Raw genomic sequence first — 22,912 nt, 5'->3', positions numbered from 1 at the left:
GCGGTTGGATGGACTACGCCGACGACGACGAGATCCGCGCCGGCATCCGGCTGCTCGCCCGTACCACCGGGGTGTTCGCCGAGACGGCGGGCGGCGTGACGGTCGCGGTGTTGCGCAAGCTGGTCGAGTCGGGCCGGCTCGACCCGTCCGCCGAGACGGTCGTGTTCAACACCGGCGAGGGCCTGAAGACGCTCGACGCGGTGGCCGCCCAGGTGGGCCCCACCCACCGCATCAAGCCCAGCCTCCGCGCCGCCCGGGACGCCGGCCTGCTGTCCTGACCCGGAGCCCGGCGCCTCGGCCGGGTGGGGGAGGTGGGGCTCGCCCGGGTGGGGGATCGGGTGAGACCGGTGGGTAACCGGTGATGTGCGGTGAGTGCCAGAAAACCACCCTCAAGGACTTGACGGCAGGAACCGGACGGCGCAAGATGCTTCGTGCGGGAGGGCATCCGCCGGAGACTTTTCAAGTTCTTGCGACCCAACGCCGGAGGCGTTGTGCGGACGTCCCTCCCGACCAACGTCCGAAGAGGCCAGCGGAAAACCGCTGGCCTCTTCGCTGTGTCCGGCGCACCCTGGGTGACATGACGCTGACCGTGACGCCGCTTGATCCCGCCGACCGGCAGACGCTCGACGCGGCGTACCGGATCGCCTGCGCCGCCCAGGCCGTCGACGAGCCGGACCTCCCGCCGATCTGCCGCCGCCGCTTCGAGGCGCTGCTGTCGCACCCGATGCCCGGCATCGAGGGACGCTGGCTCGTCGCCCGCCTGGACGGGCTGCCGGTGGGCTGGCTCCGGTTGCACCTGCACACGATCGAGAACACCGAGAACGCGACAGTCGAACTGACCGTCGACCCGGCGTACCGGAGGCGCGGCATCGGCCGCGTGCTGCACGAGCACGGCGTGCGGCTGCTCCGCGAGCACGGCGGCAAACGCCTGGTCGGCTCGACCACCGCCGCGCTGCCCGGCGAGGAGGACCGGGTCTTCCCCGGCGCCGCGTTCGCCGCCGCCCTGGGCGCCAAGCCGGCGCTGGCCGACGTCCGCCGCCGGCTCGACGTGGCCGGCCTCGACCGTGACCGGCTCGCCGCGCTGCTGGCCCAGGCCCGCACCGCGGCCACCGGATACCGGCCGGTGCGGTGGCGCGATCACACCCCCGAGGAGTACGTCGCGGACGTCGCCTACCTCCAGGGCCGGCTGCTGCTCGACGCGCCGATGGGTGAGCTGGACTGGAAGCCGGAGCGGATGGACGCGGCGCGGGTACGCGACGCGGAGCGGGCGCTCGATGCCCGGGGCGTACGCCGGTACAACACCGGCGTGGTGCACGAGGCGACCGGCCGCCTGGTCGGCTGGACCCAGCTCGGCCTGGACGCGAGCAGCACCGACCACGCCTGGCAGGAGATCACCCTCGTCGACCCCGACCACCGCGGCCGCCGGCTCGGCCTGCTCTGCAAGGCGGAGAACCTGGAGTACGCGCTGACACACGAACCGGCGTTGCGGGCCGTCGACACCTGGAACGCGGTCGCGAACCGGCACATGATCGCGATCAACGAGCAACTGGGCTTCCGCCCGGCCGCCGGTTCCGTCGACTGGCAGTTGACGATCTGAGTTGTGACACGCCCCTACTGATCTGGTGCCTTTCTGTTGCATGATGGCGGGCATGACGGAGACCCCGCACCCCCTGTACGACAGGCACCGCGAGACCCTCGACCGGGCGCTGACCGCGATCGCGGAGCGCGGGTACTGGTCGGCCTACCCCGAGTCGCCCAGCCCCCGGGTGTACGGCGAGACCGCCGCCGCCGACGGCAAGGCCGCCTTCGAGGCGTACCTGGGTGGCGACTTCCCGCTCGACCAGGCCGGTGACGGCACCACGGTCGCCACCGAGGTCAGCCCGTTCGGCGTGGCGCTGGACGTGCGCTACCCCCACGCGAGCGCCGACCAGCTCGTGTCCGCCGCGAGCGCCGCGCTGCCCGCCTGGCGCGACGCCGGCCCGCAGGCCCGGGTGGGCGTCTGCCTGGAGATCCTCGCCCGGCTGCACGGGAACATCTTCGAGCTGGCCAACGCGGTGCAGTTCACCAGCGGCCAGGCGTTCGTGATGGCGTTCCAGGCCGGAGGCGCGCACGCGCTGGACCGGGCCCTGGAGGCGGTCGCCTACGCGTACGCCGAGATGACCCGCCACCCGGGGACCGCCGGCTGGGAGAAGGCCGCGGGCAAGGGCGACCCGCTCCGGATGACCAAGACGTTCCACGTGGTGCCGCGCGGGGTCGCGCTGGTCATCGGCTGCAACACGTTCCCCACCTGGAACTCGTACCCCGGTCTGTTCGCCTCGCTGGCCACCGGCAACCCGGTCGTGGTGAAGCCGCACCCGCGCGCGGTGCTGCCGCTGGCGATCACCGTGAAGTACGCCCGCGAGGTGCTCGCCGAGGCCGGGTTCGACCCGAACCTGGTGCAGCTCGCGCCCGAGGCGCCCGGCGAGAAGCTCGCCACGACGCTGGCCCTGGACCCGGCCGTGAAGATCGTCGACTTCACCGGCTCCACCGAGTACGGCGACTGGCTGGAGGCGAACGCCCGGCAGGCGGCCGTCTACACCGAGAAGGCCGGCCTGAACACGGTGGTGATCGACTCCACCGACGACTTCGCCGGGCTCTGCCGCAACCTCGGCTTCACGCTGACGCTGTACAGCGGCCAGATGTGCACCACCTCGCAGAACCTGCTGATCCCGCGCGACGGAATCGAGACCGACCAGGGGCACAAGAGCTTCGACGAGGTGGCCGCCGGGATCGCCGGCGCGGTCGCCAAGCTGACCGCCGACCCGGCCCGCGGCGTCGAGCTGACCGGCGCGATCGTCAACGACGGCGTGCTGGAGCGGCTGGACGAGGTCACCAAGGTCGGCGAGCCGGTGCTGGAGTCGCGCGTAGTCGAGCACCCGTCCTTCCCCGGCGCGGTGGTGCGTACGCCGACTGTGGTGAAGCTGGACGCCTCCGACACCGCCACCTACTCGCGGGAGTGGTTCGGGCCGATCTCGTTCGCCATCGCGACCGACTCGACCGAGCACAGCCTGCGCATCCTGCGCGAGACGGTGGGCGAGAAGGGCGCGCTGACCGCGGGCGTCTACTCCACCGACGAGGCCGTGCTGGACGAGGCCGAGAAGGCGGCCATCGACGCCGGGGTGCACCTGTCCTGCAACCTCACCGGCGGGGTGTTCGTCAACCAGTCGGCGGCGTTCTCCGACTTCCACGGCTCCGGCGCGAACGCGGCGGCCAACTCGGCGCTGACCGACGGCGCGTACGTGGCGAACCGGTTCCGCATCGTCCAGAGCCGCCGCCACTCCTGAAAGGAGGGGCCCCTTCTTAACGCCTGCGGTATAGGAGGGGCCCCCTCTTAACAACTGCGTCCGGTCGGCCTCACGCCGGGCGGCGCATCTGGAGTTCGTGCAGGCGGGGGATCCTGGGGTGCGGCACGCGTACGCCGGTGTCCACGAAGCCCAGCTTCTGGTAGGCCCGGTAGGCCCGGTCGTTGCCGACCACCACCTCCATCATCAGCTCGGGCCGTCCGCAGGCGCGCGACCAGGCGGCCACCTCGTCGACGAGCGCGGCGAGCAGACCGCTGCCCCGTCGGGCCGGCGTCACGTAGACCGCGTAGACGAGCGTCAGGCCCGGCTCGTCCGGCGCGGCGGTGCCACCGGCGTGGCCGACCAGCCGGCCGCCCGGGTCGGCCACGAACTGGGCGGTGTGGTCGCCCCGGGAGACGGCCGCGACCCGGGCCGCGAACTCCGCGTGCGGCCGGGCGGCGGCCTCGGCCACCGTCTCCAGGAAGGCCAGTGGGGAGTCGGCCAGCATCTCCAGCCGCAGCGCCCGCATCCGGGCGGCGTCGGTCGGCCGGACCCGGCGAACGGTGGTCGTGGTGGGCGCGCTGGTCATGCCGCATGCATACCGGACGGGCCGGCGCAGGCGCGTGACCGGGGCCGGGTACCGCCCGGAATATGCCCGATTTGTGGTCGTGCGCCGTCGTCACGCCTCGTGTAGCGTGCGATTTCGGTCACCGAATTCAGTGGTCGTCGCCGATCGCTGAACCGGTGTGCTACCGGTGCCGGTCCGCCGGTTTCCGGGTGTTGGAACGCCGCGCAGAGTGAGGAAGTGCACCGTGGCACAGGGCACCGTGAAGTGGTTCAACGCCGAAAAGGGCTACGGCTTCATCGCCGTCGACGGCGGGCAGGACGTCTTCGTCCACTTCTCCGCGATCGAGATGGACGGTTACAAGGCGCTGGACGACGGCCAGCGGGTCGAGTTCGAGATCGCGCAGGGGCAGAAGGGTCCGCAGGCCGAGCGGGTCCGCGTCATCGCCTGACCTCCGCCTGCCGGGCGGTTCCGCAGCCGGGTCCGCCGACCGGGGGGCTGCGCTGTGAGCGTGCACCATGGAAGATCATGAGCCGTTCCAGCCGTAGCCGCTGAGGAGGGCCCATGTCCGATCTRCCTCCGCCGGGTTCCACCGAACCGGTGTCGCCGACGCCGTCCGGCTCTCCGGCCGACCCGACCGCGCCTCCGCCTCCGGCCACCGATCCGGCGTCGTCGGGGAGCGCCGGCCCGTCCGTGCCCGCTCCCGGCCCGGCGCCCGCCGATCCCTGGGCCGACCAGACCGGCTACGGCCCGAGCATTCCGCAACAACCCGGGTACGACGCGCAGCCCGCCCACCCGAACCCGTCCGGCCCGGCCACTCCCGCCGACCCGGCCACCCCGCCCGGTGGGGGCGACCCGGCCGGCTGGACCGCGCCGGGTGCCGCCCCGCCCCCCAGCTACCCCACGCCGCCGGGCTACCCCACGATGCCGGGCTACCCGGCTGGTCCTCCCCAGGCGGGCTGGCCCGGGTACCCGGCTCATCCGATGCCGGGCGCCGCCTACCCGGTGGCCGCCGGCCCCGGTGCGTACGCCGGCTGGTTCCCCGGCATCGACCCGCAGGACCCGCTCGTCAACCCGCCGCACGCGGGCATCGGCCCATGGTTCGCCCGTTGCTGGGGGGCGCTGCGGCGCGGTTGGCGGCAGCTCCTGCCGATCGTGCTGCTCACCCAGGTCCCCCCGGCGATGGTGATCGGCGTCCTCACGCTCGTCCTCAGCCCCGACGGGCAGATGGCGACCGCGCCGGACGGGTCGCCGGTGCTGCCGGAGGACTTCTGGGCGCAGACGCTCGGCTTCTACGGCGCGATCCTGTTCGCCGGGCTGATCTTCGGCGCGCTCCAGGCGATGGGCTGGGCGGCGGGCACCTGGGTGATCGCCCGGCAGGCGGCCGGTCAGCCGGCCGGGCTCGGCGCCGCCTTCCGGTACGGGCTGAGCCGTGCCCTCGGCCTCTGGGGCTGGACCATCGTGGTGTCGCTGCTGGTCACGCTCGGCGCCTGCTTCTGCCTGCTGCCCGGCCTCTACGCCGCGCTCGCGCTCGCCCTGTTCGGTCCGGTCTACCTGTTCGAGCGGCGGGATCCGGTCGGGCGGTCGTGGCGGATGTTCCACAGCCGGTTCGGCATGGTGCTGGGCCGGGTCGCGCTGGTGGTGGCGGCGTTGGTCGTGTCGACGCTGCTGGACGTCGTGCTGAGCGGGATCAGCGGGGCGCTCTTCGGGCTCGAGCCGATGGGCGCCGTGGGCACCGCGATCGGCGCGGTGACGCTTACCGTTCTCAGCGCCGTGGTGGCGGCTCCGGCCTACCTGGCGCAGCAGGTGGGGCTGGTGGTCACGTACGCCGAGCAGCGGGCCCAGGAGGGCCCGGTGACCGCGGCTCAGCTGGCGGCGGAACTCGGCTGAGCGGGGCGGTCGTGCTTGCACTCGGCTAGGGAGAGTGCTAAACAAGTCATTGGCACTCGCATACGGTGAGTGCCAGAAGGTCGGGGCGGTAGGGCCACGGCCGCACCGGTGTCCCAGGTGGCGCCGGAGCGGTACGGGGCCGGTCGTCGCGGGCTGTCCGGCCCGACCGAGGAGACGTCGTCGTCGCCAGGTGGCGACGTCCCCAAGGTGCGTACACCAGACGGCCCATCCGGGCATCCCGGGTGGCCCGTGAGTGTCCAGGAGGACAACGCCGTATGGCCAAGATGATCGCGTTCGACGAAGAGGCGCGCCGCGGCCTCGAGCGGGGCATGAACCAGCTCGCCGACGCCGTGAAGGTGACGCTCGGCCCCAAGGGCCGCAACGTCGTGCTCGAGAAGAAGTGGGGTGCCCCCACCATCACCAACGATGGTGTGAGCATCGCCAAGGAGATCGAGCTCGAGGACCCGTACGAGAAGATCGGCGCCGAGCTGGTCAAGGAGGTCGCGAAGAAGACCGACGACGTCGCCGGTGACGGCACGACGACGGCGACCGTCCTGGCCCAGGCCCTGGTTCGTGAGGGTCTGCGCAACGTGGCCGCCGGCGCCAACCCGATGGCCCTGAAGCGGGGCATCGAGGCCGCCGTGGCCAACGTCTCGGAGGAGCTGCTCAAGCTCGCCAAGGACGTGGAGACCAAGGAGCAGATCGCCTCCACCGCCTCCATCTCCGCCGCCGACCCCAGCGTCGGCGAGATCATCGCCGAGGCGATGGACAAGGTGGGCAAGGAAGGTGTCATCACCGTCGAGGAGAGCAACACCTTCGGCCTGGAGCTTGAGCTCACCGAGGGCATGCGCTTCGACAAGGGCTACATCTCCGCCTACTTCATGACCGACCCGGAGCGTATGGAGGCCGTCTTCGACGACCCGTACATCCTGATCGTCAACAGCAAGATCTCGTCGGTGAAGGACCTGCTCCCGATCCTGGAGAAGGTCATGCAGTCGGGCAAGCCGCTGCTGATCATCGCCGAGGACCTGGAGGGCGAGGCCCTGGCCACCCTGGTGGTCAACAAGGTCCGTGGCACCTTCAAGTCGGTCGCCGTCAAGGCGCCGGGCTTCGGTGACCGCCGCAAGGCCATGCTGACCGACATCGCCATCCTCACCGGTGGCCAGGTCATCAGCGAGGAGGTCGGCCTCAAGCTGGACGCGACCGGCCTCGAGATGCTGGGCCGCGCCCGCAAGGTCGTGGTGACCAAGGACGAGACCACCATCGTCGACGGCGCCGGCGACGCCGAGCAGATCCAGGGCCGGGTGAACCAGATCCGGGCCGAGATCGACAAGAGCGACTCCGACTACGACCGGGAGAAGCTGCAGGAGCGTCTGGCCAAGCTGGCTGGCGGTGTTGCGGTGATCAAGGTCGGCGCGGCCACCGAGGTCGAGCTGAAGGAGCGCAAGCACCGCATCGAGGACGCCGTCCGCAACGCGAAGGCCGCCGTCGAGGAGGGCATCGTCCCGGGTGGTGGCGTCGCGCTGGTGCAGGCCGGCAAGACCGCCTTCGACAAGCTGGACCTGGCCGGCGACGAGGCGACCGGCGCGCAGATCGTCAAGATCGCGCTGGACGCCCCGCTGCGGCAGATCGCCGTCAACGCCGGCATGGAGGGTGGCGTCGTCGTCGAGCGGGTTCGCAACCTCGACCCGGGTCACGGCCTCAACGCCGCGACCGGCGAGTACGTGGACCTGCTGGCCGCGGGCATCATCGACCCGGCCAAGGTGACCCGTTCCGCGCTGCAGAACGCCGCGTCGATCGCCGCGCTGTTCCTCACCACCGAGGCCGTCGTGGCGGACAAGCCGGAGAAGACCCCGGCCGCTCCGGCGGGCCCGGGTGGCGGGGAGATGGACTTCTGAGTCCAGCTCCACCCAGTACGCCGAAAGGGGCGGGCCGCGTCAGCGGTCCGCCCCTTTCCGTGTGCGTGTCAGGTGGGCAGCGGGCGCTGGTTGCGTCGCTTGTGCGTCCGGTCGTACGGCGGCAGCCGCCGCGGCTCGTCCACCGGCTGCCGTTGCTCCTCCACCGGTGGCCGGTCCGCGCCGGTCAGCTCGGCGAGCTGCTCGGCGTCGCCGATGTCGAGCCGGTCGAACGGGAGCTGGCCGGGAAGCTCGTCGGACGGTTCCTCGGCCCGTTCGTCATTCGTGGTCATGCACCGCCTCCTCTGCCCCGACCGTAGAGCCCGGTCGATGACGAAGGAGGTCGAATGGCGCTATTAGCGTCTATGCCCCTTTGATGGCTTTCCGGTAGAGGAAGAACACCCGTTCGATCCGGGCCCCCGCCGCGTTCGAGTAGAACGGCACCGGCCCCACCCAGCCGATCTGCGCCGCGGTGATCCCGGCCGCCGCCTGGTCACGCAGGCAGCGGCGCAGCAGCACACCACCGATCCCGGAGCCCTCCGCCGCCGGCGCGGTGCCCATCGGCCCGAACCAGCTCGGCCGGGCCGACCCGTAGGCGGCGAAACCGAGGATCTCACCGTCCCGCTCGGCCAGGTGCACGCCCGCGTCCGGCCGCCCCACCGAACCGGCCAGCTCACCGTCCCAGGTGCCGCCGAACGTGGACCTGGCGAACGCGGCGAGCGCCGGCAGGTCGTCCGGGGTGGCCCGGCGTACCGTCACGCCCCGCCCGGCCAGCCGCCGCTCGGCGGCCTCGGTGCGACGCAGCGCCACCGACCCCTCGGACAGGTCGGCGGTCATGTTCCAGGCGGTCCGGTCCTGCCGGTAGCCGAGCCGCTGCGCGGCGCAGACCGCCGGGGTGTAGCGCACGTCGATGCCGGGCCAGGCGTAGTGCGGCGGGTTGCCGGCGAGCAGCACCTCGGCCGCGCCGAGCGCGCCGAGCCGGCTCTCCGCCTCGGCCAGCAGCGCCCCGCCCACACCCTGGCGGCGCTCCGGCGGGGCGACCGCGATCAGGTCGACGTGGCCGAGCCGCGGATCGGCTGCCGACAGCGACCCGACGAGCACCCCGATCAACGCGCCGTCGCGTACCGCGCCGAGCCGCAGCACCGGGCGGTCGGCCCCGGCGCGTTCCGCCACGGTGACCACCACCGCGGACGCCTCGACCGCGTCCTCCGGCAGGTCGAGCGACACGCGGCACAACTCGACCACCTCGGGCAGCCGGTCCCGGCCCAGCTCGATGATCTCCACGTCCATGGACGCCGACAGTAGGGCATCGGCAGGCCAATGGACAGGGTTGTTAACCGGTGGCGGCCGCCCGGGCCGCGCGTACCGCCGCGTACGCGTCGACCAGCCCGGCGCCGGAGACGTCCCGCGGTCCGCCGCAGGCCTCGGCGGGCTGCGGGACCGGCTGCGCGGTGTCGCGCAGGATGGCCCGGGTCCGTTCCAGGTCCCCGACCAGCGCGGGGTTCGCCGACCACATCAGCGCCACCACGCCCGCCACCTGCGGCGTGGCCATCGAGGTGCCGTCCAGCGTCGCGTACCCGCCGCCGGGCATCGCGGAGAGCACAGCCGCGCCCGGGGCGACCAGGTCCGGCTTGGCCACGCCGTCCGGCGCGGGACCACGGCTGGAGAAGTCGGTGACGCGGCGCTGCCGGTCCACCGCCCCGACGGTCAGCACGTCCGGGTACGGTGCGGGCGGGTCCACGATCGAGCCGCAGGACGGGCCGGTGTTGCCGGCGGCGGCCACCACCAGGATGCCGGCCGCGGTCAGCGCGGCGGTCGCCGGGCGCAGCGCCCCCGGATCGCAGCCCTCCAGCGGCGGGCAGCCCCACGAGTTCGTGAGCACGTCCGGGGCGCGCGCCGGACGCCCGTCGGTCAGCGGGTTCCCGCCCGGCGGGAACGGGGCCAGCATGAACTGGAGACAGTCGAGGTAGCGGGCCGGGCTGCCCAGGTTGCGGTCCAGGTTGACGCAGCCGACCCAGCTCGCGCCGGGCGCCACGCCGATGCCGTCCCGGCCCACCGCGCTGCCCAGCGTGTGGGTGCCGTGGCCACCCCGGTCGGCCGGGGCGCGGCGGTCCTCCCACGGGTCGTACCAGGAGTCGTCGCCACCCCGGAAGCCGCCGGCGAGCGCCGGGTGCCGGCCGTCCACTCCGGAGTCGGAGCTGCCCACCACCACGCCGGAGCCGGTGACGCCCAGCTCCGACCAGACCCGGTCCGCCCCGATCAGCGAGATGTTCCAGGCCGGTCCGGTCGGCGCCGGGGCGTCGCCGCGCGCCGTCGGGGCGAGCGCGGGCAGCGGACGCAGCCGCTGGCTGACCAGCACCCGGGCCACCTCGGGCCGGCCGGACAGCCAGGCCCGCACCGCCGGGCCGCCGTCCGTCTCGATCGCGTTGACCAGGTAGTACGGTGTCGGCTTCAGCCGCATGTCGGTCAGCGTGCGGCGCAGGTCGCCCTGGGTGCGGTCGGCGGTGGCGACCAGCCGCCGGTAGACCTCGGTCGCCCGGGCGTCCCGCCCGGCCCGTCCCGGCGTCCCGGCCGGCAACCCGGTCAGGTCGGCCTGCTCGCGCAGCACCACGAGCAGCCGCTCGCCGTGCAGACCCGGCTGGCCGGGGACCACGTACACCACGGCGACGGCGACGAGCAGCGCGGCGGCGGCGAGCGCGGCCGGACCGCGCCGGGGCGCGCGGGCGCGGGACCGGGCGAGCAGCACGCCGTACCCGAGGGCGAGCAGGACCGCGACGGCGAACGCGACGCCGGTGCCCACGGCGACCCAGAACGGCGTGTCCCGGGTGGTGGCGAGCAGGAGGGTTATCTCGTCCGGGTCGGTGAAGGCCAGCGGCCCCAGCAACGCCAGCCCGATCAGCCAGCGCACCGGCGCCGGTCCGGCCGGGCGGCCCGACTGCCGGGCCGCCGCCTCCAGCGCGGCCAGCACGAAACCGAGCGGCGGCAGCAGGAACAGCGCCGGCAGTTGTACGCCGGACTGCCCGGCGGCGGCCGCGAGCGGCGTCAGCGCGACGCCCGCGACCAGGCCGCCGACCAGCACCAACCGGGCCGGACCCGGCCCGAACGCGGCCCAGAACCGGGCGCCGAGCAGCGCCCCGGCGAGCGTGCCGAGCGCGGCGGCGGCCAACCCGGCGAGCACCGTCTCCAGCGCCCCGCCCAGCGCGCCCACCCACGCCCAGGGCAGCAGCGACGCCAGCCCGGCCGCGACCGCCAGCAGCGACACCGTCCCGAAGCGGCCCTCCGGGACCGCGTCCACGGCGACGGGCGGACGCACGCGGGCCAGCCGGGCGGCGACGAACGCGAGCACCGCGGCGGTCACCGCCAGCGCGGCCAGGTACGCCTCGTGGTGCACCGGCGGCACCGTCCGCAGCAGCGTCGTCGCGCCCAGCGCGACCACGGCGGCGGTCCAGGCGCGGCCGGTCGCCCGCAGCGCGGGGGAGCGGGGCGCCAGCGCCAGCGCCAGCGAGGGCGCCCCGGCCAGCAGCACGGTGACCACCGCCACCACCGGCCAGACCGCCACCGCCCGGTCCAGGCCCATGACCAGCATGACCTGCTCGACGAGCCAGCCGCCGACCTGACCCGGAACGGTCACCAGCACGACCCAGAACCCGGTGAGCACGGCCGCGACGACCGGCCACGGCCCGGTCTCACGCGGTGGCGGCGGCGGTACGGGCGCGAACGGCGGGCCGGTCAGCATGGTCATCACGGTACGGCCGGGCCGTGTCGCCGCGCGCCCCGGACGGTTACCGTGGACGGGTGCGCGACCCCAACGTGTCCCGATCCGTGGCCGGCCAGCTCTCCGCCGAGCGCCGCGCCGACGACCTGCGCCGGCTCCGGGCCGAGCGGTTCGACGTCCTGGTCATCGGCGGCGGGGTGACCGGAGCGGGCGCCGCGCTCGACGCCGCGTCCCGCGGGCTGAAGGTCGCCCTGGTGGAGGCGCGCGACTACGCCGCCGGCACCTCCAGCCGGTCCAGCAAGCTGATCCACGGCGGCCTGCGCTACCTGGAGCAGCTGGAGTTCCACCTGGTCCACGAGGCGCTGACCGAACGCGGACTGCTCGCCACCCGGCTCGCACCGCACCTGGTCCGCCCCGTGCCGATCCTGGTTCCGCTGCCCGCCGAGGGCGGCGCGCGGGACCTGCCCCGGCGGCTCTTCCGCCGCTCCTACTACGGGCTCGGCGTGGCCGCGTACGACGCGTTCGCCGGGGTGTTCGGCGGCGGGCGGGGGATGCCGCTGCACCGGCACCTGAGCCGGGAGGGCACGCGCCGGATCTTCCCGAGCCTGCGTCCGGACAAGCTGGCCGGCGCGATCCGCTACTACGACGGTCAGGTCGACGACGCCCGTCTCGTGGTGACGCTGGCGCGTACCGCGGCGAGCCTCGGCGCGACGGTGGTGACCAGCGCCCGCGCGGTCGGCCTGACCCGCCAGGCCCGCGAGGTCACCGGCGTGCGGGTACGCGACCTGGAGGCGCCGGCCGGCTCGCCGGACGCCGAGTTCGAGGTACGCGCGCGCACCGTGATCGCCGCCACCGGCGTGTGGAGCGACGACATGTCGCGGATGCTCAACGACGTCGGTCTCCGCCCGAAGCTGCGGGTCCGGGCCTCCAAGGGAGTGCACCTGGTGGTGCCCCGCTCGGCGATCGTCGGCGAGACCGGCCTGATCCTGCGTACCGCCACGAGCGTGCTCTTCGTGATCCCCTGGGGCGGGCACTGGATCATCGGCACCACCGACACGGACTGGCAACTCGACAGGTCCCACCCGGCTGCGACCGCCAGCGACATCGAATACCTGCTCTCCCAGGTCAACACGGTGCTGGACCGGCCGCTGACCACCGCCGACATCGAGGGCGTCTACGCCGGGCTGCGCCCGCTGCTGGCCGGCGAGGCGGACTCCACCTCGAAGCTGTCCCGCGAGCACGCCGTGGTGGAGCCGATGCTCGGCCTGCTGCTGGTGGCCGGCGGCAAGTACACCACCTACCGGGTGATGGCCTCGGACGTGGTCGACCGCGCGATGCACCGGCTCGGCCGGACCCGCCCCTCGCGTACCGCAGACCTGCCGCTGCTGGGCGCCGACGGCTACGCGGCCCTGTGGCGGGACCGGGCCGACCTGGCCCGCCGGCACGGAGTCGCGGTCGGTGTGGTCGAGCACCTGCTGGAGCGATACGGCAACCTCACGCTGGACCTGCTCGCCCTGGTCGACGCCGATCCGCTGCTCGGCTCGCCGCTGGCCGGCGCGCCGGAATACCTGGCCGCCGAGGTGACGTACGCCGCCCGCGCCGAGGGCGCGCTGCACCTGGAGGACGTGCTCACCCGGCGTACCCGGATCTCGATCGAGACCAGCCACCGCGGTCTGGAGTCGGCGGAGCACGCCGCGGAGCTGATGGGCGCGGTGCTCGGCTGGGACGCGGCGACCCGGGACCGGGAGGTGGCCCACTACCGGGCGCGGGTGCTGGCCGAGCGGGAGTCGCAGCTCATGACGGACGACATCGCCGCCGACGCGGCCCGCCTCGGCGCGCCCGATGTGCGTGGTTTCGCAGCAGACCGAGGGACCGACGGCCCGGGCGTTGAACTTCCGGCCTCCCCCAGGTAGGGGATCCCCACCCCGGGCCGCTCGGCCGCTAGTGCGCGCTACCTACGGAAGTGTAGGTTTCCCCGCGTGGTCCGCCCATCATGGTCGTCGCGCGTCCCCGCCCTGTCCGCTGCCGTCCTGCTGGCGACCGCTCTGACCGGATGCGCCTTCGGCCGGGCCGAAGGCGCCACCGCGCCCGGAGCAGCGGGAACAGCCAGCCCCACCCCGGCCGGCAAGCGCGTCTCCCTGGTGCAGAAGCTCGGCGACGAGGGCCCGATCCGCCACCTCGACGTGGACCCGTCCGGCCGCTGGCAGTGCCGCGACTGCGCCGGTGACGGCGTGGACGCCACCGGCACGCTGAGCCCCGAGCAGAGCCGGCGGCTCCAGCGGATGCTCGCCGACCCGGCGCTGGCGAAGGAGACCGACGAGGCCCGCGGCTACAAGCAGGGCTGCATCGGCGTGCTGACCTCGACGTTGCTCGTCCCGCCCGGCCTGACCGTCACCATCCAGGACTGCCCGGGCGAGCCGAAGCCGAAGGTGGCCTACGACGTGCTGCTGCTCGTCACCCAGGCCACGCCCGCCGAGGACAAGGGTTAGAACACCTTGCCGGGGTTGAGCAGCCCGGCCGGGTCCAGCGCCCCCTTGATCGCCTGGTGCACCCGTACGCCCACCGGGCCGATCTCGCGGGCCAGCCAGTCCCGCTTGAGCAGCCCCACGCCGTGCTCCCCGGTGCAGGTGCCGCCCAGTTCCAGCCCGAGCGCCATGATCTCGTCGAAGGCCCGCCGCCCCCGGGCCAGGCTGTCCGGGTCGGCCCGGTCGACCACGATGTTCGGGTGCATGTTGCCGTCGCCCGCGTGACCGACCACGCCGATCGGCACCCGGCACGCCTCGGCGATCCGGGCCACCCCGTCCAGCAGTTCCGCCAGCCGGGCGCGTGGCACCGCCACGTCGTCGATGACCAGACCCCCGTTGCCGCCGGGGTAGGTCTGCGCCGCGAACCGCTCCATCGCCGGGTGGGCCAGCCGCCGGGCCTGCAGCAGCGCCGCCGCCTCGGTCGCGTCGCCGGCCGCGTAGACCTCGTCGGCGCCCGCCGCCGTGCACACCTCGGCCAGCCGGGCCAGGTCGTCGGCGGCCCGGGCGCCGGTGTCCACCGCTGCCAGCAGCAGCGCCTCGGCATCAGTGCGCAGACCCATCGGCCGGTACGCCTCGATCGCCCGCAGATGGGTCCGGTCCAGCAGTTCCAGCAGGCTCGGGGTGAGCCCCCGCCCGGCGATCCCGGCGACCGCACCGCCGGCGGTGGCCACCGTGGGGAAGACCGCGACCAGTGTCAGTGACTGCTCCGGGGCCGGACGCAACGCCACTGTCACCTCGGTGATCACGCCGAGCGTGCCCTCCGAACCGACGAAGAGCCGGGTCAGGTCGTACCCGGCGACCCCCTTCGCGGTACGCCGCCCGGTGCGCAGCACCTCGCCGGAGGCGAGCACCACCTCCAGGCCCAGCACGTACTCGCCGGTCACGCCGTACTTCACGCAGCACATGCCACCGGCGTTCGTGGCCACGTTGCCGCCGACGGTGGACGACTCCCACGAGCCGGGATCCGGCGGATACCAGAGGCCGTGCTCCCGCACCGCGCGGGCGAGCGCCGCGTTGACCACGCCGGGCTGCACCACGGCGATCCGGCCGACCGGGTCGATCTCGCGGACCCGGTTCATCGCCACGGTGCTCACCACCACCGCGCCGTCCACCGCGTTCGCCGCGCCGGCCAGCCCGGTCCGCGCGCCCTGCGGCACCACCGGTACGCCGTGCCGCCCCGCCGCCCGAACCACCGCCACCACGCCCTCGGTGTCACGGGGCCGGACCACCACCAGCGGGACGCCCGAGTCGCACAGGTCGGCCTCGTCGCGGGCGTGCCCGGCCAGCAGGTCCGGGTCGGTCAGCACGGCGGCGTCGCCGAGCGCGCCCCGCAGGTCGTCGAGGAGGGGATGGGCGGCCATGCCGGGAAGGCTACCGGCGTACCGTCTGTTGCCGTGCTCTACCTGGACCCGCCCGCCGTGCCCTGGCGCGGCCGGCTCTGGTCGCACCTGATCAGCGACGTCTCGTACGCCGAGCTGCACGCGTTCGCGGAGATGCTCGGCGCGCCCCGGCGCGGCTTCGACCGGGACCACTACGACGTGCCCGCCGAACGGTTCCGGGCGGCGGTGTGGCTGGGCGCGACTGTCGTGCCCTCGCGGGAGATCGTCCGGCTGCTGCGGGACACCGGCCTTCGCCGTCCGAAGCACCGCTTCTCAGGCCAGCGCGGCCAGCTCCCGGGACAGGTTGGCCCGGGCGCGGGACTCCCAGCGGGCGTGCGGCTCGGGTAGCCGGTACAGCGCCGGCAGCGCGAGCAGGTGCCCCAGCGCCGCCGACCGGCCGGCGCGGAAGTCCGGGTCGGGCACGTGCGCGTACTCGGCGCGGATCGCGGCGGCGTACCTGTCGTAGCGCTCCCGCGGGGCCGCCAGCACCGCCAGGTCCGCGTCGCAGAGCAGCGCGCCGTCCGGGTCGTCCGGCCCGACCGCGTGACCGGCGGTGAGCAGCACCAGGCGGCGTACCCCGGTCACCGTCGCGGCCGGGAGCCCGGCGGCGGCCAGCAGCTCGCCGCCGAGGTCGGCGCTGGCCCGCTCGTTGGCGTCACCCGCCGCGCGCGGGTCGTAGACCGCGTCGTGGCACCACGCCGCGAGCCGGACCAGGTCGGGGTCGCGGGCCAGCCCGGCGTACGCGTCGACCACGTCGAGCACCGCCCGCAGGTGCGCCTCGTCGTGGTAGCGCCGGTGCGGCTCCCGCCAGCCCGCCAGCAGCCGGGCGCCGGCCCGCTCGACAGCCGCCGGATCGGTCGCGCCCGCCGCCCGCGCCGTCTCCCGCCACCGTGCCGTCAGGTCGTCCATCGGATGCAGTCTGCCCCCTTCGGCCCGGGCAGAGGGATTCAGCCGGGGCGGTACGGGTAGTACCGGCCATGGCCCGGGACGGACGACTGCAGTTCTTGCGTCGCGGAAAGCTGCGTGAGGGGCGGACCGACCGCGACGGGCAGCGGATCGCCTCCGCGATGGAGGAGCTGCGGCACCGGGGCAAGGCGACCCTGCACGACCGGCTGCACCGGGTCCGGACCGCGTTCGGCCTGGCGGTGCAGGCCGGGCTCGCCGCCGGCCTGGCGTACCTGATCTCGCACCGGCTGCTGAAGAACCCGCAGCCGGTCTTCGCCCCGATCTCCGCCGTCGGCACGCTCGCCGCCTCGGTGGGGCAGCGGTTCCGGCGTACGGTCGAGCTGATCGCCGGCGTGGCCGTCGGCGTGCTGGTCGGCGACGCGCTCATCTACTTCGTCGGCACCGGCGCCTGGCAGCTCGCGCTCGTGGTGACCTCGGCGATCCTGCTGAGCATCTTCGCCGGGGCGAGCGTGGCGATCGTGATCCAGGCCGCGGCCACCGCGGTGCTGATCGTGACGCTCAGCCCGTCCACCGAGAACCTGGAATTCCCCCGCTTCATCGACGCGTTACTCGGTGGCGGCATCGCGCTGCTCGTCACCGCCATCCTGCTGCCGCTCAACCCGCTACGGGTGATCAACCGGGCCGCCCGGCCCGCGCTGGACCTCCTCGCCGACCAGCTCGACGCCTGCGCCGAGGCGCTTCGCAACCAGGACCGGGAGGCGGCCCAGCGCGCGCTGTTCCGGCTGCGGGAGAACAAGGAGGAACTGGCCGCCCTCTCCGAGGCGATCGAGGGTGCCAAGGAGACCAGCACGCTGTCCCCGGCCCGCTGGCACCGGCGCGGCGAGCTGACCCACTACGCGGAGGCGGCCGACCCGATCGACCGGGCCATGCGCAACACCGGCACGCTGATCCGCCGCGCGGTCACCATGATCGAGGACGACGAACCGGCCCCCGAGCCGATGCCGGACGCGATCGGTCATCTGGCCGAGTCGGTGCGCCTGCTCCGCCATGAGTTCGCCGCCGGGCAGGAGCCGCAGGAGGCCCGCGAACGGTCGCTGCGCGCGGTGAGCGAGGCCGGCCGGGCGTACGCCGAGGGGGTCGGCTTCTCCGGCAGCGTGGTGATCGCGCAGGTGCGTACCACGGCGAGCGACCTGATGGTGGCCTCCGGTATCGAGCAGGAGGAGGCGAACCGCCTGGTCCGGCAGGCGTTCGGCGAGAAGGAGCACCGCACCGGCCCACCCACCGACCGCAACCCCGCCGCCCACCCTCCCACAGCCCCCCCAGTCGGCTGACCCGTCCCCGTCCCGCCGCCCGGCCCGCCGCCTGCCCGCCCTGCCCCGCCTGGCCCGTCCCGCCGCCTGCCCGCCGCGTTGATCAAGGAGTTTGTGTCCCTCCCGGAGATCAACTCAGACACAAACTCCTTGATCACCTCCATGGAGGCCGGCTGATCATGAAGTTGGCTGGCGGGAAAGCGCTTTCTGTTACCGCTAACTTCATGATCGCCCCGATGGGGGCCCGGGGGGCGAGATCTTGGTACGGGGACGCCCCACCGGGGCGTCCCCGTACCAAGATCTCTGGCTGTCGTGGGTGCGGACGGGCCGGTTGCTCTTGGGCGGGAGGGGGAGGGGGTTGGGTTAGGGGAGGTGGGACAGGGCGGTCAGGAGGGCGTCGACCTGGGGCTCGGTGGTGCCCAGGCCCAGGCTGGCGCGCAGGGCGGTCGGGGGCAGGTCGGTGCGGCCGGTACGGGCGGCGGCCTCGGCCAGCAGGCGACGGGTCAGCGGATGGGCGCAGAACAGGCCGTCCCGTACCCCGATCCGGTGCCGGCTCGCCAGATGCGCGGCCACGTCGGCCGAGTCCCGCCCGGCGACCACGAAGCTGACGATCCCCACCCGGGGCGCGTCCGGGCCGAACATGCGCAGCTCGACCACGTCGGGCAGCGTGGCGAGGCCGCGGCGCAGCCGGGTCAGCAGCGCCTGTTCCCGTACGTGCAGCGCCTGCCGGTCGGCCTCGCCGAGCGCGGCGCAGACCGCCGCCAGCGCCACCGCGCCGAGCAGGTTCGGGGTGCCGGCCTCGTGCCGTGCCGGGCCGGTGGTCCACCGCACCTCGTGCGTGGCCGCGCCGACGTGGCTGGTGGCGCCGCCACCGGCCAGGTACGGCGGGGCCGCGTCCAGCCAGTCCGCCCGCCCGGCGAGCACGCCCGCGCCGAACGGGGCGTACAGCTTGTGGCCGGACAGCGCCACGTAGTCCACGTCCAGCGCGGCCAGGTCGACCGGGGCGTGCGGGGCGAGCTGTGCGGCGTCGACCAGGATGCGGGCGCCGTGCCGGTGCGCGACCCGGGCCAGTTCGGCGATCGGCCACACCTCGCCGGTGACGTTGCCGGCGCCGGTGACCGCGACCAGCACCGGCAGGCCGGGCCGGGCGTCGCGGGCCAGCTCGCCGAGCGCCGCCGCGAGGGACCGGACCGCGCCGGCCGGGCTGTCCGGCACCGGCAGCCGTACCGAGCCGCGCGGCCAGGGCAGCAGGTTGGCGTGGTGCTCGCCGCCGAACGTGATCACCGTGGTGCCCGCGGGCAGCGCACGGGCCAGCAGGTTCAGCGCGTCTGTGGTGTTCCGCGTGAAGATCACGTGGTCGTCGGGGCGGGCGCCGAGGAAGTCGCAGACGGTCTGCCGGGCCTGCTCGTAGGCGAGCGTGCAGCGCCGGGACAGCGCGCCCGCGCCGCGATGCACGCTCGCGTACCAGGGAAGGAGCCCGGCCACCGCGTCGGCCGCGGCCCGCGCGCACGGCGCGCTGGCAGCGTGGTCCAGGTTGATCTCCCCCGGTACGCCGAGCACGCCGAGCGGGTCGGGCCGGACCGGCGCGGGCAGCACTGGCGACGGGGGTACGAGAGTGAGGGTCATGCCGGAGCCTCCCGGGTCACAGGTGGACCCCGGGTGGTGCCGGGACGGGGTCCGCGCTTGCCCAGCACGCGGAGCGGCGCTGGGCCCGGTCATCACCCGGGGCACCCCACCGCGAACCTCGACGAGGGTTGCCGGCCAGCAAGCCGGGGCTTGACGCTGGCGCTCGTGACCTGTTCGGGAGCATAGCCGTAGCGTTCGGCCCGGACCAGTGGGTCGCGGGTGACTACGCTGACCGCATGGCCGACACCCCGCCCGGCGGAGCCCTGCCGCCGCCGCCCGCGCCCGCCGCCCCGTCGCCGGGAGGGCCGACGCCCCGGATGCCGCTGCGCCGGCTCGGCTGGCGGCGCTTCCTCGCGCTGGCCGGTGTGGTGCTGCTGATCGCGGCCGGCGCGCTGTTCATGGTCTTCACGCTGGGCGAGAGCCTCGGCGCCGAGGCGCTGCTGGTGGGCCTGGTCGCGGCGATCCTGCCGGTGCCGGTGCTGGTCTCCTGCTTCCTGTGGCTCGACCGCTACGAGCCGGAGCCGTTGAAGTATCTGATCTTCTGCTTCGCGTGGGGCGCCTTCGTCTCCACCGCGATCTCGCTGCTGGTCAACGAGACCGGCGCGCGGCTGTTCGACGACCTGGGGCTGCCCGCCGCGCTGACCGCGGTGCTCGTCGCCCCGTTCATCGAGGAGCTGACCAAGGCGGCGGGCCCGCTCCTGGTGCTGATCTTCCGGCGCCGGGAGTTCTCCGGGATCACCGACGGCCTGGTCTACTGCGGGCTCTCCGCGGTCGGCTTCGCCATGGTCGAGAACATCCTCTACCTGGGCGGGTACGGCTACCGCACCGGCGTGGAGCAGTACGGCCCGGCCACCGGCGCGCAGCAGGTGATCGCGATCTTCATCGTCCGGATCCTGCTGTTCGGCTTCGCCCACCCGCTGTTCACCTCGATGACCGGCGTCGGGCTGGGCGTCGCGGCGCGTACCGCCGACCGGCGGGTACGGGTGCTCGCCCCGCTGGCCGGCCTGCTGCTGGCGATGATCCTGCACGGCACCTGGAACCTGCTGCCCTCGCTGGCCCAGGCCACCGGGCAGACGGTGATCGTGCTCTACGGGTACATCGGCGTGATGGTGCCGATCTTCTTCGCCATGGTGGGGCTGGCGATCTGGCTGCGCGCCTGGGAGGGCCGGCTCACCGAGCGCACGCTGCCGGACTACGTGCGGGCGGGCTGGCTCACCCCGCCCGAGGTGGCCGCGCTGGGCAGCCTGGGCCGCCGGCACGCGGCGCGTACGTGGGCCCGGCGGGTCGCCGGTGACGGCGGGGTGAAGGCGATGCGCGGCTACCAGTTCGCCGCGACCCGGCTCGCGCTGCTGCGCGACGGCATGCGCCGGGGACTGGACCGCAAACCCGCCGAGCGGGAACGGACAGCGCGGGAGGAACGGGAACTGCTCGAGGCGATCTCCGCGTACCGGTCGTTCTTCGTCGGCCGGGACCCGCAGGCGCCGGTCGGGGTCTGGGACGGTCAGCGCTACCACCTGCGGTTCCCGGACGGTTCGCAGCGCCCGGTGGAGGCGCCCGACGACCCGGTGGTGCCGATCCCGGTGGTGCTCGCCGCGCCGCCCGCGTACCCGCCGCCCGGCTACGGCCCGGGCGGCTGGCACGGCCCGGGCGCGCCCTGGCATCCCGGGCGCTGACGGGTCAGCTCATCAGGCCGGTCAGGAAGTCGCCGAGCCCCTGGGCGATGGCCATGAGCGCGGCCCCGATCCCCCTGAACACCTGCGCGGCCCCGTCCGGACGGAACGCCATGAAGTAGATCAGGAACGCGAGGAATCCCCAGGCGAGGATCTTCTTGATCACTACCGGCATGGTGTCCCTCCCCAGGGCGCTCAGGTGCCTGGGCTTCCCGCCGGGAAGCGCCGCAAACGGCGCCGATGCCGGGTCAGCGGGTGGAGATCCGGATCAGAGGTAGAGACCGGTGGAGCCGGCGGCGGTGCTCTCCACCCGCTCGGCCGCCACGGCGTGCACGTCCCGCTCGCGCAGCAGCACGTACGCCCGCCCGTGCAACTCGACCTCGGAGCGGTCGTCCGGGTCGAAGAGCACCCGGTCGCCGGCCACGATCGAGCGGACGTTCGGCCCGACGCCGACGGCTGTCGCCCAGGCCAGCCGCTTGCCCACCGCGGCGGTCGCGGGGATCACGATGCCGGCGGTGGAGCGGCGCTCGCCCTCGGCGCCCTCGGTGCGTACCAGCACGCGGTCGTGCAGCAGGCGGATCGGCAGCCCGGCGTCGAGACTCTGGTCGGCGGTCACGCGAAGACGCTACCGCGTGCCCGGCTGTCGATTCCGCCGTGGTTCGCAGGAGCGCCGGGCGGGCAATGTGTGGCCGAGCCGCCCTAGGGTGGGGCGAGCAGACGTATCCTGTGCCCCCTGCGACGTGGTGGGGCCGACTTTGCCGGAGGTGCGCTTGAGCCGCTTCGAGCGGATGCGCGGACGGCTCCGCCGCGCGTACGAGTCGGGCCGGGAGGCCGCCCGGACCCGCCGGGCCGACCCGGAAGCGGCGCCGGGGGAGGCAGGAGTGGCCTCGCCCGCGTCACCGGGACCGTCGGCGTCGCCGGAGGCGACTGTGGTGGGCGTCGAGCCGCCGGCCGCGATGCACTCCTCGACTGTGAGCCGGGACGACACCGAGGTGCCGCACGCGCTGCGGATCACCGCCGCGTGGTGCTGGCGGCTGATCGTGATCGGCATCGTGACCTGGGCGCTCATCAAGATCATCGGCACCATCAGCATCGTGATCATCCCGCTGACCGTCGCGCTGCTGCTCTCCGCGCTGCTCGCCCCGGCGGTCGGCTGGCTGCTCCGGGCCCGCCTGCCCCGCTCACTGGCCACCGGTGTGGTGCTCGTCGGCGGCCTGGCCGCCGTGGTCGGCACGCTGACGCTGGTGGTCAACGAGTTCATCAAGGGCGTACCGGAGCTGAGCGAGAAGTCCTCGCAGGGCATCCGGCAGATCCAGGACTGGTTCAAGACCGGCCCGCTGCACCTGTCCGACAGCCAGCTCGACCGCTACATCAACGAGGCGCAGAACTGGATCAACGGCAACACCGAGCGGTTCACCAGCGGCGCGCTCAGCACCGCCGCCACGCTGGCCGAGGTGCTCACCGGCACCGTGCTCGTGCTGTTCGCCACGTTCTTCTTCCTGCGTGACGGCAACTCCATCTGGCGGTTCCTGGTCCGGCTGCTGCCGGTCGCGGCCCGCTGGAAGGTCGACGACGCCGGTCGCGCGTCCTGGGCGACGCTCGGCGCGTACGTGCGGGCCACCGTGCTCGTGGCCTTCATCGACGCGGTCGGCATCGGCATCTTCCTGGTGCTGTTCGACATCCCGTTCGCGTTCCCGCTGGCCGCGCTGGTCTTCCTGGGCGCGTTCATCCCGATCGTCGGCGCGTTCCTGTCCGGCGTGGTCGCAGTGCTGGTCGCGCTCGTCGACAGCGGCCCGGTGACCGCGTTGATCATCCTCGGCGTGGTGGTCGGGGTGCAGCAGGTAGAGGGCCACGTGCTCCAGCCGCTGATCATGGGCCGGGCGGTGGCCATCCACCCGCTCGCCGTGATCATCGGCATCGCCGCGGGCGTGGTGCTGGCCGGCATCGCCGGCGCGCTGGTCGCGGTGCCGCTGATCGCCGTGCTCAACACCGCGGTCCGGCGGCTCGCCGCGCGTACCGTGCCGGACACCCCACCGGACGCGGTGGTGGTCGCCTCCCAGGCGCCCTGACCCGCACGACCCCCTGACGCCCGTGTCGCCCCGCCCGGGGAG

At 74.1% G+C, this 22,912-nt stretch carries 21 protein-coding genes and 1 riboswitch; of the genes, 12 read left to right on the top strand and 9 right to left on the bottom strand.

The genetic code is table 11. The features are described from left to right. From A8711_RS07605 to paaN, 3 genes are all read left to right on the top strand, one after another. Window positions 1-278 (top strand): pyridoxal-phosphate dependent enzyme (locus A8711_RS07605; protein ID WP_141707649.1); only part of this gene is annotated, 278 nt, incomplete at its 5' end. Window positions 279-577: 299 nt separating this feature from the next. After that, a complete protein-coding gene (locus tag A8711_RS07600; RefSeq protein WP_069087821.1) occupies window positions 578-1,597 on the top strand; it encodes a GNAT family N-acetyltransferase in 1,020 nt (339 codons plus the stop codon). Window positions 1,598-1,649: 52 nt separating this feature from the next. After that, window positions 1,650-3,323 (top strand): phenylacetic acid degradation protein PaaN, encoded by a 1,674-nt coding sequence (gene paaN, locus A8711_RS07595; protein WP_176722768.1) that lies wholly within the window; start codon window positions 1,650-1,652, stop codon window positions 3,321-3,323. A 70-nt stretch (window positions 3,324-3,393) separates the two neighbouring features. Here the strand turns inward: paaN and A8711_RS07590 are convergent, their stop codons facing one another. Then, window positions 3,394-3,909, bottom strand: a complete 516-nt coding sequence (locus tag A8711_RS07590) for a GNAT family N-acetyltransferase (RefSeq protein WP_043327984.1) — start codon at window positions 3,907-3,909, stop codon at window positions 3,394-3,396. A gap of 223 nt (window positions 3,910-4,132) precedes the next feature. Between A8711_RS07590 and A8711_RS07585 the strand changes: the two genes are divergently transcribed. The 3 genes from A8711_RS07585 (at window position 4,133) to groL (ending at window position 7,673) form a co-directional block, all read left to right on the top strand. Next, window positions 4,133-4,336: a cold-shock protein gene (locus A8711_RS07585; protein WP_013288855.1), complete on the top strand. Its 204-nt coding sequence runs from the start codon at window positions 4,133-4,135 to the stop codon at window positions 4,334-4,336. 113 nt (window positions 4,337-4,449) lie between these two features. Beyond that, complete coding sequence (locus A8711_RS07580; protein WP_043327985.1) at window positions 4,450-5,775, top strand: hypothetical protein; 1,326 nt, start codon at window positions 4,450-4,452, stop codon at window positions 5,773-5,775. Window positions 5,776-6,050: 275 nt separating this feature from the next. Then, a complete protein-coding gene (groL, locus tag A8711_RS07575) occupies window positions 6,051-7,673 on the top strand; it encodes a chaperonin GroEL (protein WP_018787968.1) in 1,623 nt (540 codons plus the stop codon). 68 nt (window positions 7,674-7,741) lie between these two features. Here groL and A8711_RS07570 read toward each other — a convergent pair whose 3' ends face one another. From A8711_RS07570 to A8711_RS07560, 3 genes are all read right to left on the bottom strand, one after another. Next, a complete protein-coding gene (locus tag A8711_RS07570) occupies window positions 7,742-7,963 on the bottom strand; it encodes a hypothetical protein (RefSeq protein WP_030502772.1) in 222 nt (73 codons plus the stop codon). Between the two features lie 70 nt (window positions 7,964-8,033). After that, a complete protein-coding gene (locus tag A8711_RS07565; RefSeq protein WP_043327987.1) occupies window positions 8,034-8,960 on the bottom strand; it encodes a GNAT family N-acetyltransferase in 927 nt (308 codons plus the stop codon). A gap of 43 nt (window positions 8,961-9,003) precedes the next feature. Further along, the gene (locus A8711_RS07560) at window positions 9,004-11,412 is read right to left on the bottom strand and encodes a S8 family serine peptidase (protein WP_069087819.1); all 2,409 of its coding nucleotides are present in this window, start codon (window positions 11,410-11,412) and stop codon (window positions 9,004-9,006) included. 68 nt (window positions 11,413-11,480) lie between these two features. Between A8711_RS07560 and A8711_RS07555 the strand changes: the two genes are divergently transcribed. Together A8711_RS07555 and A8711_RS07550 are read left to right on the top strand one after the other, a co-directional pair. Next, window positions 11,481-13,298, top strand: a complete 1,818-nt coding sequence (locus A8711_RS07555) for a glycerol-3-phosphate dehydrogenase/oxidase (RefSeq protein ID WP_069087824.1) — start codon at window positions 11,481-11,483, stop codon at window positions 13,296-13,298. 66 nt (window positions 13,299-13,364) lie between these two features. After that, window positions 13,365-13,874 carry a hypothetical protein gene (locus A8711_RS07550; protein ID WP_069087818.1) on the top strand — a complete coding sequence of 170 codons (510 nt, stop codon included), beginning with the start codon at window positions 13,365-13,367 and terminating at the stop codon, window positions 13,872-13,874. Here A8711_RS07550 and A8711_RS07545 read toward each other — a convergent pair. After that, window positions 13,871-15,271, bottom strand: coding sequence for an FAD-binding oxidoreductase (locus A8711_RS07545; protein ID WP_069087817.1), 1,401 nt, complete (start codon window positions 15,269-15,271; stop codon window positions 13,871-13,873). The two genes, A8711_RS07550 and A8711_RS07545, sit on opposite strands and share 4 nt — an antisense overlap. A 33-nt stretch (window positions 15,272-15,304) precedes the next feature. On the opposite strand from A8711_RS07545, the gene A8711_RS07540 reads away from it, so the two are divergent. Beyond that, window positions 15,305-15,637 (top strand): DUF4031 domain-containing protein, encoded by a 333-nt coding sequence (locus A8711_RS07540; protein WP_043330893.1) that lies wholly within the window; start codon window positions 15,305-15,307, stop codon window positions 15,635-15,637. Here the strand turns inward: A8711_RS07540 and A8711_RS07535 are convergent. Beyond that, complete coding sequence (locus tag A8711_RS07535) at window positions 15,563-16,198, bottom strand: metal-dependent phosphohydrolase (RefSeq protein WP_069087816.1); 636 nt, start codon at window positions 16,196-16,198, stop codon at window positions 15,563-15,565. The genes A8711_RS07540 and A8711_RS07535 overlap by 75 nt on opposite strands. Window positions 16,199-16,266: 68 nt before the next feature. Between A8711_RS07535 and A8711_RS07530 the strand changes: the two genes are divergently transcribed. Then, entirely contained in the window at window positions 16,267-17,526 is a 1,260-nt protein-coding gene (locus A8711_RS07530; protein ID WP_069087815.1) for an aromatic acid exporter family protein, read from the top strand. A 342-nt stretch (window positions 17,527-17,868) separates the two neighbouring features. Here A8711_RS07530 and A8711_RS07525 read toward each other — a convergent pair whose 3' ends face one another. After that, window positions 17,869-19,131 (bottom strand): aminotransferase class V-fold PLP-dependent enzyme, encoded by a 1,263-nt coding sequence (locus A8711_RS07525; RefSeq protein WP_069087814.1) that lies wholly within the window; start codon window positions 19,129-19,131, stop codon window positions 17,869-17,871. 48 nt (window positions 19,132-19,179) lie between these two features. Continuing rightward, window positions 19,180-19,302, bottom strand: a riboswitch (SAM riboswitch). A gap of 65 nt (window positions 19,303-19,367) precedes the next feature. On the opposite strand from A8711_RS07525, the gene A8711_RS07520 reads away from it, so the two are divergent. Beyond that, the gene (locus tag A8711_RS07520; RefSeq protein WP_083296944.1) at window positions 19,368-20,804 is read left to right on the top strand and encodes a PrsW family intramembrane metalloprotease; all 1,437 of its coding nucleotides are present in this window, start codon (window positions 19,368-19,370) and stop codon (window positions 20,802-20,804) included. Between the two features lie 4 nt (window positions 20,805-20,808). Here the strand turns inward: A8711_RS07520 and A8711_RS32390 are convergent, their stop codons facing one another. Both A8711_RS32390 and A8711_RS07515 read right to left on the bottom strand, forming a co-directional pair. Continuing rightward, the gene (locus tag A8711_RS32390; RefSeq protein ID WP_166457585.1) at window positions 20,809-20,976 is read right to left on the bottom strand and encodes a hypothetical protein; all 168 of its coding nucleotides are present in this window, start codon (window positions 20,974-20,976) and stop codon (window positions 20,809-20,811) included. Between the two features lie 93 nt (window positions 20,977-21,069). Then, on the bottom strand, window positions 21,070-21,417 hold the full coding sequence (locus tag A8711_RS07515) for a co-chaperone GroES (protein WP_043327996.1): 348 nt from the start codon (window positions 21,415-21,417) through the stop codon (window positions 21,070-21,072). Window positions 21,418-21,571: 154 nt separating this feature from the next. On the opposite strand from A8711_RS07515, the gene A8711_RS07510 reads away from it, so the two are divergent. Next, a complete protein-coding gene (locus A8711_RS07510; RefSeq protein WP_231915501.1) occupies window positions 21,572-22,870 on the top strand; it encodes an AI-2E family transporter in 1,299 nt (432 codons plus the stop codon). Window positions 22,871-22,912: the final 42 nt, after the last annotated feature.

It is taken from the genome of Micromonospora sp. II, from assembly GCF_001709195.1.
Taxonomy (GTDB): Bacteria; Actinomycetota; Actinomycetes; order Mycobacteriales; family Micromonosporaceae; genus Micromonospora; species Micromonospora chalcea.
Note: the sequence above shows the minus strand (reverse complement) of the source record. Positions and strands in the feature narration are given on the sequence as shown.